The following is a 12,212-nucleotide window of genomic DNA, read 5'->3' as shown; positions in this document are numbered from 1 at the left end:
AACAATCCTCACCATTCATCGGGATACGTCGATGGGATAGCCGTGCACACAGTCGCCGCAGTCTTGGTCGCCCTGCTCGTCGCGCCCGCCCCCGTGGCGGCCCCGCCCACCTACACGACGGCCGAGGCGGGCAATCCCTTCGTCGACGGCCGGTACGCCGACCCGGACGTGGCGATCTACAACGATCGGTACTGGGTCTTCCCCACCGCCTCGCGCAGCTACGCCGAGCAGACGTACCTGGACGCCTTCTCCTCCGCCGACCTCGTCACGTGGACCCGGCACCCGAACGTGTTGACCACCGCGAACGTCTCGTGGGCGAAGGAGGCGGTCTGGGCGCCCGCGCCGATCCAGCGCGACGGCCGGTACTACCTCTACTTCGCGGCGAACGACATCCAGAACAACGCCGAGCTCGGTGGCATCGGCGTCGCGGTCGCGGACCGGCCGGAGGGTCCGTACGTGGATGCCATCGGCCGGCCGCTCATCGACCGGTTCGTCAACGGCGCGCAGCCGATCGACCAGGACGTGTTCATCGACGACGACGGGCAGGCGTACATCTACTACGGCGGCCACGGCCACGCCAACGTCGCCCGGCTGAACAGCGACATGACGAGCCTCGGCACATTCGCGGACGGCAGCGTCTACAAGGAGATCACCCCGGCCGGGTACGTCGAGGGACCGCAGATGCTCAAGCGCAACGGCAAATACTACCTGATGTGGTCCGAGGGCGGCTGGACCGGTCCGGACTACTCCGTCGCGTACGCGATGTCCGACTCCCCGATCGGCCCGTTCCAGCGCCTCGACCGGATCCTCGCGCAGGACGCCACGGTCGCGCGCGGCGCGGGCCACAACTCGGTCCTCAACATTCCGGGCACCGGGACCTGGTACACCTTCTACCACCGCCGTCCGCTGGGCGAGACCGACGGCAACGCGCGCTACCTGGCGTACGACCGGATGAACTTCAACGCCGACGGCACCATTCAACGGGTCGCCATGCTCGTCAAGGACAACTTCGACGACAACAACGCGATCGGCTGGAAGACCTACGGCGGCTCCTGGACGGCCACCGGCGGGCAGTACCGGGCCCAGCACTCCTACGGCGGCAAGTCGCTGCTGACCGACAATCACGCGAACGCGGTCTACGACGCCGACGTCACGGTCACCTCGACCGGTGGCGACGCCGGCCTGGTCTTCCGGGCGACCTCCCCCGCCGTCGGCGCCGACAGCTACCGCGGCTACTACGCGGGCATCTCGCCGGCGGGCCAGGTCGTCCTGGGCAAGGCGAACAACAACTGGACCCGGCTGGGCGCCGCGTCCCTGACCGTCACCCCCGGCACGCGGTACCACCTGCGTGTCGAGGCGGTGGGCACGTCGCTGAAGGTCTTCGTCAACGACATGACCAACCCGAGAATCACGGTCACCGACGGCACCTACGCCGCCGGCTCATCCGGAGTGCGCGTCTACAACGCCGCCGCCGCTTTCGACGGCTTCGCGATCACCGGGCGGTGAGGCTTCCCTCCCGCCCGGTGACGCATCGCGTTGCTGGTCAGGTCCGGGGGTACGTCAGGATGCCACCGGCACGTCGGTGGGCTCGGGGGCCGGCTGGTCGGCCGGGGCGTCGTCCGAGCCGGGCGCGTCCGACGGACTCGGCGTGACGACGGGGCTCGGCGTGACAACGGGAGCCGGCTTGGCCGCCTTGCCCGAGGTCTGGACCTTGACGGCGGTGTAGACAGCGCCGGTCCGGACGCCAGTCACGGTGATCTTGAATCCGACGGCGATGGCGACGACACTCTTGCGGCCACCCTTGACGATCACCCGGGCACTGGCCGGCACGGTGACCGTGACGGTGCGTCCCTTGACGTCGCTGGTGCCGCCCTTGACGGCGATCGTGACCTTGTCGCCGGCCACGGCGGTGACGATGCCGTTGGCGGCGAAGGCGACCTTGGCCGGCTTGACCGTCGGCTTGACCGTCGGCTTGACCGTCGGCTTGGCAGTCGGCTTGGAAGGCTTGGAAGGCTTGGCAGTCGGCTTGGAAGGCTTGGCGGTCGGCTTGGCACTGGGCTTGGAAGGCTTAGCGGTGGGCTTGGCCGTGGGCTTGGCGGTCGGCTTGGCCGTCGGCTTGGAAGCGGCGGCTGCCGAGCCTTGTTTCGCGGACGCGGCGAGCGCGGGCAAGGCGGCGGGAACGGTGGCGGCCGTCGCCAGGGCAACGACGACTGCGAGGCGGCGCATGCGCATGACAGAACTCCTGGGTCGTGGAGAAACCCATGTTCGGGTTCCACCGGTGCAGCACAGTTGCGCCGTGGGTGCCGGTCGGTTGCGCCGTCGAGACCGTGCTTCCGTTCACCGGGCTCCGCGGTGGCGACGTCCGGATCACATCGCCTCAGGTGCGTGGGCCGGACGCCGACGGACCGGCCATGGGCGTACGTGCGACATGGATTTTCCTGACCGGTGTCATCGCCGCCGTGGCGGCGAGTGTGGCCGGCTACGGCAGCAAGCCCGGCGACCTGTTCTACGCCGCGGTCTATCTCGGCGTCTGCTCGGTGGCATGGTGGGCGGCCCTGCGGTTGCCGCCGGGCCCGGCCCGCCGGCCCTGGTTGCTGATCGCGCTGGCCCAGACGTTGTGGTTCACCGGTGACGCGATCGAGCTGGTGTACTACTACGTCTTCGCAGCCGTGCCGAGCGTCGGGCTCGCTGACGCCTTCTGGCTGGCCGGATATCCGCTGATGGCGGTGGCGCTGACGCTGATGGCCCGCCGCCGCGCACCCGGCCGGCTGCGAGGCGGGGTGCTCGACGCGCTGGCCATGACGATCGCGGCCGCGGCGGCGGCATGGCAGTTCCTCATCGAGCCGACGCTCGGGCTGGGCTACCCGGTCCTGGAGACGGTCGTGCCGGTCCTGTATCCGGTCTGCGACGTCGTGCTGCTGGCCGGGATCCTCTTCGTCGCGCTCTCGCCGGGCACGCGCGCCGCACCGACCCGCCTGCTGCTCGGCGCCGTGCTGCTCTACCTGGCCATCGACATCGGCTACAACGCCCTGCCGTACGTGCTCGACTACAGCGTCGTCGAGCGGATCGGCCCCCTCATCCTGCTGGGCAACGCCGGGCTGGTCGCCGCCTGTCTGCATCCCCGGCGCGCCGAGCTGACGACTCCCGGCGACGCCACGGCGAGCCTGCACCCGGCCCGGGTGCTGTTCCTCGGCCTGGCGCTGATGACCGCGCCCACGCTCACGCTGATGCACGCCGGTTTCGGCCGGGCCGAGATCGCCGCGCTGCTGGCCACGACCCTGTGTGCGGCCTTCGTGCTGGCCCGGTTCACGATCGCTGTGCGCGAGCAGGAGCGCGCTCAGGCCCGGATGGCGTACCAGGCGCAGCACGACCCGCTGACCGGGCTGGCGAACCGGGCGGTGCTGGGCGAACGCCTCGACCGGGTGCTGTCGGCTCCGGGCGCTCCGGTGGCGGTTCTCTATCTCGATCTCGACGGCTTCAAGGAGATCAACGACAGGTACGGGCACGAAGCCGGCGACGCGGTCCTGACCACCGTGGCCGACCGTCTGTCGGGCGTCGTCCGCGACACCGACGTGGTGGCCCGGCTCGGTGGCGACGAGTTCGTGCTGTTGTGCCCGGGCCTGCCGGCCGGGGAAGCGACCCAGTTGGCCGGGCGGGTGCTGCGGGACATGGCCATGCCGGTCGCCTTTCACGGCACGGACCTGGCCGTCGGGGCCAGTGTCGGCATCGCCGCGCATCGCGGAACCGGCCCGCAGAGCACGGCCGGCCTGCTGCGCGAGGCCGATGCGGCGATGTACGAGGCCAAGCGTCGAGGCCGGGGCACCTGGGTGCTCAGCAGCGACGACCGCCCGGGCCGGGAGCCGTCGGCCGCATCGGGCGAACTGAGCCCGGCCACGTCCTGACGGCAGGTTACCGATAGCCCGATCAACTGAATGTTGACCGCCATGGCAGGCACCGCCACTCCCAGCCGGTCCACCGTGCAGGTCACCACCGGCGCCAACCCCGCCGCCCTGACGCTCGACGTGATATGGGCCGAGCCGCCCGCTGGCCCCGCCCGGCTGCCGACCGCACCGCCTGAGGAGTCAGCGCCGGGCCGGGCAGACGATGACCGGCGGCGGGGCCGGAATCTGAGCCGCCGCGGAGCAGTCGAACCGCTCGTTGAGCAGCGCCTGCACGTCGGGGGCCGCCTTCGGGCGGCTGTACCAGTTGGTCTGCACGACCAGGTACCGGGCGTTGCTGTCCTCGGTCAGGCAGCGCAGATTGTCGGCGTAGCTGGGGCGGGCGCGCATCCGGTCGTCCCCGGCCCCGCGCTGCAACCAGATCGGCGACGGGTACCGGCAGGTCGTCGGGTTGCCCATGGCGTGGTTCACGGTGCCGTACGTCAGGTACAGCACCGGGGTGTCCGGGCCGAGCCGCCGGCCGAGTTCGACCAGCGCCGCATCGGGCGATCGGCCGTTGAGGGCGCTGTGGTTGTAGGTGCTGAACGCGTACGGGGAGCCCTGCAGCACGGGCGGAAGCAGCGCGAAGCAGAGGACGACCACGCCGGCGGACCACGGCAGCGACAACCGCGCCCGGCCGGCGAGGAACCAGGCGACGACGGCCAGGACCAGCGCGCCGATCTCGTACGCCCAGATCACCGGCGTGGCGTTCTCCAGTCGCCACGAGTCGGGCTGGCGGACCAGAAAGAGGCTGATGCCGCTGACGACGACCGCTATGACGGCCAGCGGCAGCCGGAAACCGGGGCAGAGCGCGAAGGCAGCGCCTGATACCCCCGCCGCGAGCACGACGGTCGCGGCGAAGTGGTACATGAAGAACTCGCCCTGCCCGTACGCGGGCGCCAGCGTCAGCAGGAACGCGACCACCGCGACCACCGCTCCGGCCCACCGCCGGCGGCCGGTCTCGCGCTGGATGAGCGCCGCCGCGGCCGCCGGGAACAGCGCCAGGACCGGGCTGAGCACCGCCGCGTCGCCGATCGCGACTTGCAGCTTGACCAGTTCGTCCCAGTAGATCCGCTGCGGCTCGGCGTGCACGAGGTACGCCAAGTCCTCCAGCCAGGTCCATTCCCACGGCAGGAAGTGCCTGCTCACCACGTACCAGACCGCCACCCAGACCACCGTGGACAGCGTCGCCCAGGCGGCACGGCGCCGGTCGAACACGCCGATGACGATCAGCGCCACCAGCGCGATGGGGAAGGTGGAAGCCTTGACCGCCACGACCAGCATCGCGGCCGGACCGGCCAACAGCGCCCCGAGCCACGGCCACTTGGGCACGCAGGCCGCACCGACCGCCAGCACCGCGAGGAGCACGGCGACCCAGTCGGGCTCGAGGAAATGCCAGGGCGGAGCGATGAGCAGTGCCAGGCCCGTGGCGCCCGCGATCCCGGCCGCCGCCGCCCGTCCGGCGACCCGCCGCACACCCAGGAACAGCACCGCGGTGACGAGGATGACCACGGCATACGTCTCGAGCCGGATCACCAGGTGCGTCGAGTCCGACGAGGGCCCCGCGACGGGCTTGTCGAGCGCCGCCATCACCAGTTTGTAGGCGAGCGGCCGCGAGACGAAGACATCCCAGATGCCGACGCCGCCCTTGCCGGCCGTCTCGAGCCCGCCGAGGACGTACCGGACGTCGCCGTTCAGGTTCGACAGGCTGGCCACGACGATCGTGGCCAGCGCCGCGAGCACGGCCGCCACCGCACCCAGCGTCCGTGCCGTTCCCCCGTACACCGTATTCATGAGGCGCTTTCGGTCGTTTTGTCGGGCCGATCGCCCTATGCCAACTCGTCGGCTGTGCGAGCCGGCTCAGGCCGGCGATGATTCCATTGATGATGACGACCACCGGAGCGATCGTGAGGTTTTCTCCGGTAACCACCTGGAGTCGGAGGGTATCAATCCGACCTGTGTCGCGGCTGCCCCGGCGAGGAGCCGGCCGGCGCGCTCGTGCTGGTACTCGTCCGCCGGGGAACAGTGGTGACCGATTCCACAGGCACGGCTTCGAAAAATCGCCGCCGGCGCACGTATTGGTCAGCATGGACACCCTGTCGACCGCTCGCGCCGAAGGCATCGAAGCCGAGTTCATGTACCTGTACGAAGCCGGCGCCCCGGCCGCCGACCGCGAATTGCTCGGGATCACCACCCACCGGGTGGGCGGCGGCGTGGTGCTGTCGATGCGCAACGACGTGACCGGTTACTGGAACAAGGCGCTGGGTTTCGGCTTCGCCGAGCCGGTCACCGCCGGCATAATGCAGGCGAGTGCCGGTCACCCCCAGTTCCTCGCGTACGCCGCTCTGGCCGGCGACACCGTGGTCGGTGGCGCCGCCCTCTACGTCGACGGCGAGGTGTGCTCGCTCAACTCCGGTGCCGTTCTGCCGGACTTCCAGCGGCGCGGCGGGCAGCGGGCGCTCGTCGCAGCCCGGCTCAGGAAGGCGCGCGAACTCGGCTGCCGGTTCGTCGTCGGCGAGACCGGGCAGCCGGCCGAGGGGCAGTTCAACCCGTCCTACGAGAACATGCTGCGGGCCGGGCTGAAGCCCATGTACGTACGGCGGAATTGGATCTGGCGCCCGTAGCGACCGTCAGGGCTTGCGGCCGACCGCGCAGTACACGTCGAGGGCCTCCGGTTCCGTTCCCGGCTGTGGCCGCCACAGCGAGGTCGGCACCACGCCCGGCTCCAGCAGTTCCAGGCCCTCGAAGTAGCCGCCGATCTCCTCCGGGGTGCGCAGGTTGTACGGATGGCCGCTCTGCTTGGCCACGCGCTGACTCTCCACGCTCTGCGCGCTGGTGCTCGTGCCGTCGCTCACGGCCAGGTAGCTGCCCGACGGCACGGCCTCGAGGAGGCGGGCGACGATGGAGCGCGCCTGCGCATAGTCGGCGACGTTGCCCAGGATGCCGATCATGGTCAGCGCCACCGGCCGGCTGAAGTCCAGCGTGCCGGCCGCCTCGCGGAGGATCCGCTCGGGGTCCTCCACATCGGAGTCGACGTAGGCCGTCTCGCCCTCGGGGGAACTCGTCAGGAGCGCGCGGGCGTGCACCAGCACGAGGGGATCGTTGTCGACGTACACGACCCGGGATTCGGGCGCCACCCGCTGCGCGACCTCGTGAGTGTTGTTGGCCGTCGGCAGGCCGGTGCCGATGTCCAGAAATTGACGGATGCCCGCCTCACCGGCGAAGAGCGTGACCGCCTCCACGAGGAACCTGCGCTGGGCCTGGGCGACGGCGGCGATCGCCGGGTTCGCCGAGCGCAGCGCCTCGCCCAGCTCGCGGTCGACGGCGAAGTTGTCCTTGCCGTTCAGCAGGTAGTTCCACACCCTCGCGCTGCTCGGCCGGCTCGTGTCGATGCTCGGTTCGGTCATCATGAAGCCCTTCGATGGGGTGGCCGTCAGACAGAGATCATAGGCACCGCCGGCCGGGCCGGGCTCACTCCGGATCGGACCGATTCAGAATGTGTACGCCGGCGGCGAAGCGCACCAGGTCGTCGTCGCTGATGGTCAGTTCCGCACCGACGGTGATCTCCAGGGTCGCTTCCCAGTCGGTCACGTCGACGGCCAGGCGTACGGCGCCGGCGTCGCGGGTGAGCCGTGCGTCGTGCCCGGCGACGGTACGATCGGCGCCGGTGAGCGGGCGGGGTTTGCGCAGCACCACCGTGAAGGCGGCGGAGCCCGGTGGCGCGCCGGCCGGGCGGAAGCTCATCGTCGACGGGGAGATCGTGTCCGCCACCATGCCGGCCGGGCTGTAGTCGAGCCGGAACGGGGGCGGCACGGCGATGGACGCGGAGGACAGCGCGTCGGCCCGGGCCACGACCTCCTGCGGGGTGTAGGTGTCGTCGGTGGCGAGCTGGATCCACCGTCCGGACTCCTGCCAGTACAGGGTGAGCTGCGCGGCCGGCCGGACGTCGACCGTACGCAATCGGCCGTTGCGCCCCCGCACCTGAACCGGCGTCTCGGCGGCGGCCGTGCCGAATGCCGGTTTCCCGCTCGTGACGGTGACCGTGGTGTCGGCGTGGTCGCGCTGATCGGTCGCTTCGAACGAGGCCACCAGGTCACCGTCCCGCAGCGTGACGATGGGCGCCTTCATGCCGACGGTCGGTGGCAGCGTGTAGGGGAACGCCGGTGGCTGGAACCCGGCGGCCAGCCGCACGACTTCACGGGTCGCCGTCGCCGGCAGGGGGGCGGGCCGGTTCGCGAGCACGATTCCGGCCGGGATGCCGAGCGCGGCCACGGCCGCCAGCGCGGACAACTGGGCGGCGACCCGGCGGCGGCGATAGCGGTCGGACCGGCGGCGTACGGCGTTCAACAGGCCTTCCGGCGACGGCGCGCGGCCGGCCGCGTCGTGCAGCGAGCCGGCGAGCATCCGGTCCAGGTCATCCATCGCCCCGCGCCCCCTTCCCGGCCAACATGATGCGCATCTTCGCGAGCGCCCGGGAGGCCTGCGACCGTACGGTGGACTCGCCGCAGTTCAGCAGGGCGGCGATCTCGTCGTCGGGAAGGTCGCAGTAGAACCGCAGGACGAGGACGGCCCGTTGCGAGCGTGGCAGACCGGCCAGCAGCCGCCACATCTGGTCCCGGACGACAACGTGATGCTGCGGCTCGTCGGCGGCGGACGGCTCGGGCACCTCGGCGAGAATCGACTCCCCCGCGGATCGCCGGCGCCGCCAGGACAGGAACTGCCGCACGATCGCCGTCCGCACGTACGCCTCGGGGCTGTCCATCGCGGCGACCTTGGGCCAGCGCCGGTGCATCCGGGCGAGCACCTCCTGAACGAGATCCTCGCCGAGGTACGAGTCACCGGACAGCACGTAGGCGAACCGCAGCAGGGCCCACCCCCGCGTCTGCACGAACTCGTCGAAGCTGTCGGGCGAGCCGGTACGGGCGTCGGAGATCACCGGAGCCCGCGCCGGGGCTCCGGGGATCTGACGGGGTAGCGGCATGAGGATGATTGCTCAGCAGGTCTTGTACTTGTACGAGCTCGAACCGGGGGCGGTCACGTTGACGTCGCGCAGGACGATGGACAACTTACTGCCGAACTCCGAGCACGCCGTGCGGAAGCCCGCGCTGGAGTATTCGATCACGATGACCCGGGCGCCGTACCGGGCGGTGACCACGTCGCACTCGTCGTACTCGCCGCACTGCTCGACCACGGCGAAGTCGAAGCCGATCGTCCTGATGTTCGCCGCGCTCAGCTCGACGAAGTTCTTCTGGCCGGTGGCCAGGCCCCGGCTGTGCGCGGCGTCGGCCAGCAGCTTGGCGTAGGTGATCGCGTCGGCCTGCTTCAGGAGGCCGTTCGAGCGCGAGAACGAGTCCAGGTTGTCGAGCTCGACGGCCTTGAATCCCTTACCGGCGCACTTGTCCATGAATCCGCCGACGGCCGTGGTCAGCGCCGTCCGCTTGGCCGCCGTCGAGAAGTCGAGCAGGTACTCGCCCCAGTCCTCGTCCTCGACCGGGTTGCCGTTGCGGTCCTTGAGCACCAGGCCCTTCGACTCCCACCAGCCCTGGGAGGCCTCGCCGCTGCCTGCGCCCTGGGTCTGGAAGGCGTTGATGTAGCAGATGTTGTAGATGCCCGGCGCGGCGGCCGCGGTGTAGTCGCGGCTCACCACGGTGACGCCGGCGGGCGGGGTGTACGGCGAGCCGATCTGATAGTCGAAGGTCGCGTTCGGGGGTGGCGCCGTCCAGCCGGGCGCCGCGGCCTTTCCGGGCTCGGGCCGGGCCCGGTCGGTGGCCGCATGGGCGGCGCCGATGCCGATACCGGCGAGGACGACCGCGACGGCCGCGACGGCCAGCGCCTTGACCCGATGGCGTCCGTGGGGGACAGACATGGACGACTCCTCATTTCGGCGACAACTCCACTACCTCAACGTGGTGGGCCTCCGCTGCTGCTGCCGCCGACCGCGATCTTTTCCTGACGTTCGCCTCGCCCCGGTGACTTTACAATGAAAACCATTTCCAACAAGATGGAGGCATGACCGACTCCCGACCCCGCGTCACGGTGCTCGCCGGGTTCTCACCCGCGGCCACTGACGCTGTGGCCCGCAGCCTGCTGGTCACCGATCCCACGCTGATCCTCGTCGCCCACGACCTCACCGGCGTCCGCGACGGAGTCGTCCGCCGCACCGTGCGCACCTCGGATCAGATCCTCGAGGACGACAGCACCGAGCTGGTGCACGGTTGCGTGTCCTGCACGCTGCGGGAGGACGTCATACCGACACTGGCGCGGCTGAGCCGCCGGCGCCCCGGCAGCGATCTGCTCCTGGCGCTGCCCCCGGCCGTCGAGCCCGAAGCGGTCGCCGCGGCGTGTGCGATGTCCGGCGCGGTGCGTCTCGACTCCTTCGTCACCGTGGTCGAGGCGGCCGGCCTGCTCGACGACCTGACCAGCACCCACGGTCTGCGAGACCGCGACCGGCACGCCGCCGCCAACGACGATCGCGCGGTCGCCGACGTGGTCGGCCGCCAGCTCGAGTTCGCCGACACGATCGTCGTCTGGAGCAGCCCGGAGATCGACGTCCTGGAGCGTGACCGCCTCACCGCTCTGCTGCATCGGCTCGCCCCCTGGGCGGCGCACGTCCGCATCGGGGACTCCCCCATGGTCGACTGCACCGCCCTCGCCGCCCGCCTGTTGCGCACCGGCCGGCACGATTCCACCGTGCCCGGCATGCTCGGGCGGGCACTGGAGGGCTATCCGATCGGCATCCACGACCCGGCCGGCGAGCACAGCGTGAACGCGATGCTGTTCCACAGCCGGCGGCCGTTCCACCCGCGGCGCCTGCACGACGCCCTGGACGATCTGACGAGCGAAGCCCTGCGCGGCCGCGGCCATCTGTGGATCGCCACCCAGCCCGATGCGGCCATCGGCTGGGAGTCGTCCGGCAGCGGGCTGCGGCTCGGCAACCTCGGCCGGTGGCTGGCGTGCCTGCCCCGCGAACGCTGGGGCGAGGCGAGCGACATGCGCCGGCTGGCCGCCGACGCGAACTGGGATCCCTACTACGGCGATCGCACCACCGCGCTGTCCTTCGTCGGGTTCGACCTCGACGTGGATGCGATGACCGCGACGCTCCGGCGCTGCCTGCTCACCGACGCCGAGATCGCCGACGGGGCAGACAGTTGGCACGCCCTGCCCGATCCCTTCGCCGGGTTCTTCCCGGCCGGCAGCGAGCCGGAGCCGGCGGTGGCCTCCCGGGGAGCCGCGTCGTGACCTGGCGGATCAGCACTGGGAAGCGTGCTGTGCCGGCGGTCGTGCTGTGCGGCTTCTGGGCCCATGCCACCACCGAGGTGGCCGACCGCCTGCTCGCCGATCACCCGCTCGCCGCGTCGGGCCGGATTCTGCTGACGGTGGCGCCGGAGGGATACGAGCCGGATCAGATCCGCACCGCCGGTGGAGCCGGCAGCGCCCCGCACATCGTCACCGTCGTGCCGGCCGACCTGCTGCTCGACGGACTCACCGACGACCGGGCCCTGCGAGCCGTGGGCCTGCACCGAGCGGACGACGACGAGCGCAGCATCGGCGCGCTGGTGGCCCGGCAGATCGAGCAGGCCGACACCGTCGTACTCGCGGGGCGGCTCGAAGGGGACGACGAATGGGAGACCGAGCAGCTGCGGACGCTCCTGCGCCGGATCGCTCCGTGGTCGGGGCACTCGAGCGTCGAGGACCTCTGCCTGTCCACGGCCGGACGCCTGTCCACGGCCGGACGCACGGAGCCGGTCGCCGCGGTCACGAGAGGCCTTCGCGGGCGGGCGCCGGGAGTTCACCACCCTCCGGCCGAATACGGCGTGGTGTCGTTCGTGTTCCAGGCCCGCCGGCCGTTTCATCCCGGCCGGCTGCACGACGCGCTGGACGAGATCACCGAGGGGGTCCTGCGGTCGCGCGGCACCTTCTGGCTCGCCGGCCGTCCGGACGTCGTGATGACCTGGGAGTCGGCCGACAGCCTGAGCATCGGCGCGCACAGCGGGTGGCTCGCCGCCGCCCCGGACGAGTTCCGGGACGACGTCGAGGAGGAGCGGTGGCTGGCGGCCGCCGTCGACTGGGACCCCTACTACGACGACCGCGGTCAGCACCTGGCCTTCGTCGGCATCGACATCGACCCGGTCGGCATTCACCGCGCGCTCACCCGCTGCCTGCTCACCGACGCCGAACTGGCCGACGGCTGGGACTCCTGGACCGGCCTGCCGGACCCGTTCGCACGGTGCTTCCGGCTCGTCGCCACCGAGGAGAAGCCGCAGTGACGAGGCC

Annotated in this window: 11 protein-coding genes; 5 read left to right on the top strand and 6 right to left on the bottom strand. The window is 71.0% G+C overall.

The features are described from left to right. Window positions 1-63: 63 nt before the first annotated feature. Entirely contained in the window at window positions 64-1,506 is a 1,443-nt protein-coding gene (locus KXC43_RS27955; RefSeq protein WP_255644926.1) for a family 43 glycosylhydrolase, read from the top strand. A gap of 54 nt (window positions 1,507-1,560) precedes the next feature. Here KXC43_RS27955 and KXC43_RS27950 read toward each other — a convergent pair whose 3' ends face one another. Further along, window positions 1,561-2,232 carry a hypothetical protein gene (locus KXC43_RS27950; protein WP_221379131.1) on the bottom strand — a complete coding sequence of 224 codons (672 nt, stop codon included), beginning with the start codon at window positions 2,230-2,232 and terminating at the stop codon, window positions 1,561-1,563. Between the two features lie 29 nt (window positions 2,233-2,261). Here KXC43_RS27950 and KXC43_RS27945 point away from each other — a divergent pair, with 29 nt between their 5' ends. Next, a complete protein-coding gene (locus KXC43_RS27945; RefSeq protein WP_255644925.1) occupies window positions 2,262-3,902 on the top strand; it encodes a GGDEF domain-containing protein in 1,641 nt (546 codons plus the stop codon). Between the two features lie 180 nt (window positions 3,903-4,082). On the opposite strand, the gene KXC43_RS27940 is transcribed toward KXC43_RS27945, so the two are convergent. Beyond that, window positions 4,083-5,732 carry a hypothetical protein gene (locus KXC43_RS27940; protein ID WP_221379130.1) on the bottom strand — a complete coding sequence of 550 codons (1,650 nt, stop codon included), beginning with the start codon at window positions 5,730-5,732 and terminating at the stop codon, window positions 4,083-4,085. A 293-nt stretch (window positions 5,733-6,025) separates the two neighbouring features. Here KXC43_RS27940 and KXC43_RS27935 point away from each other — a divergent pair, with 293 nt between their 5' ends. After that, window positions 6,026-6,562 (top strand): GNAT family N-acetyltransferase, encoded by a 537-nt coding sequence (locus KXC43_RS27935; RefSeq protein ID WP_221379129.1) that lies wholly within the window; start codon window positions 6,026-6,028, stop codon window positions 6,560-6,562. Window positions 6,563-6,568: 6 nt separating this feature from the next. Here KXC43_RS27935 and KXC43_RS27930 read toward each other — a convergent pair whose 3' ends face one another. The 4 genes from KXC43_RS27930 to KXC43_RS27915 form a co-directional block, all read right to left on the bottom strand. Then, window positions 6,569-7,348, bottom strand: a complete 780-nt coding sequence (locus tag KXC43_RS27930) for an SAM-dependent methyltransferase (protein WP_221379128.1) — start codon at window positions 7,346-7,348, stop codon at window positions 6,569-6,571. A 61-nt stretch (window positions 7,349-7,409) separates the two neighbouring features. Further along, window positions 7,410-8,360, bottom strand: a complete 951-nt coding sequence (locus KXC43_RS27925) for a hypothetical protein (protein ID WP_221379127.1) — start codon at window positions 8,358-8,360, stop codon at window positions 7,410-7,412. Beyond that, a complete protein-coding gene (locus tag KXC43_RS27920) occupies window positions 8,353-8,919 on the bottom strand; it encodes a SigE family RNA polymerase sigma factor (RefSeq protein ID WP_221379126.1) in 567 nt (188 codons plus the stop codon). Before KXC43_RS27920 ends, KXC43_RS27925 begins: the two co-directional genes overlap by 8 nt. Window positions 8,920-8,931: 12 nt before the next feature. After that, the gene (locus KXC43_RS27915) at window positions 8,932-9,804 is read right to left on the bottom strand and encodes an endo alpha-1,4 polygalactosaminidase (protein WP_221379125.1); all 873 of its coding nucleotides are present in this window, start codon (window positions 9,802-9,804) and stop codon (window positions 8,932-8,934) included. A 143-nt stretch (window positions 9,805-9,947) separates the two neighbouring features. Between KXC43_RS27915 and KXC43_RS27910 the strand changes: the two genes are divergently transcribed. After that, window positions 9,948-11,177, top strand: coding sequence for a CobW family GTP-binding protein (locus KXC43_RS27910; protein WP_221379124.1), 1,230 nt, complete (start codon window positions 9,948-9,950; stop codon window positions 11,175-11,177). After that, window positions 11,174-12,205 carry a GTP-binding protein gene (locus tag KXC43_RS27905; protein ID WP_221379123.1) on the top strand — a complete coding sequence of 344 codons (1,032 nt, stop codon included), beginning with the start codon at window positions 11,174-11,176 and terminating at the stop codon, window positions 12,203-12,205. Before KXC43_RS27910 ends, KXC43_RS27905 begins: the two co-directional genes overlap by 4 nt. The last annotated feature ends 7 nt before the right edge of the window (window positions 12,206-12,212 follow it).

This window comes from Paractinoplanes polyasparticus, from assembly GCF_019710575.1.
GTDB lineage: Bacteria > Actinomycetota > Actinomycetes > Mycobacteriales > Micromonosporaceae > Actinoplanes > Actinoplanes polyasparticus.
This window is presented reverse-complemented; position numbering and strand designations above follow the sequence as displayed.

Excerpts from the sequence above, each read along its gene's own strand:
- KXC43_RS27950 (WP_221379131.1), bottom strand. The coding sequence starts at position 2,232 with ATGCGCATGCGCCGCCTCGCAGTCGTCGTTGCCCTGGCGACGGCCGCC.
- KXC43_RS27945 (WP_255644925.1), top strand. The coding sequence starts at position 2,262 with ATGTTCGGGTTCCACCGGTGCAGCACAGTTGCGCCGTGGGTGCCGGTC.
- KXC43_RS27940 (WP_221379130.1), bottom strand. The coding sequence starts at position 5,732 with ATGAATACGGTGTACGGGGGAACGGCACGGACGCTGGGTGCGGTGGCG.
- KXC43_RS27935 (WP_221379129.1), top strand. The coding sequence starts at position 6,026 with ATGGACACCCTGTCGACCGCTCGCGCCGAAGGCATCGAAGCCGAGTTC.
- KXC43_RS27930 (WP_221379128.1), bottom strand. The coding sequence starts at position 7,348 with ATGATGACCGAACCGAGCATCGACACGAGCCGGCCGAGCAGCGCGAGG.
- KXC43_RS27925 (WP_221379127.1), bottom strand. The coding sequence starts at position 8,360 with ATGGATGACCTGGACCGGATGCTCGCCGGCTCGCTGCACGACGCGGCC.
- KXC43_RS27920 (WP_221379126.1), bottom strand. The coding sequence starts at position 8,919 with ATGCCGCTACCCCGTCAGATCCCCGGAGCCCCGGCGCGGGCTCCGGTG.
- KXC43_RS27915 (WP_221379125.1), bottom strand. The coding sequence starts at position 9,804 with ATGTCTGTCCCCCACGGACGCCATCGGGTCAAGGCGCTGGCCGTCGCG.
- KXC43_RS27910 (WP_221379124.1), top strand. The coding sequence starts at position 9,948 with ATGACCGACTCCCGACCCCGCGTCACGGTGCTCGCCGGGTTCTCACCC.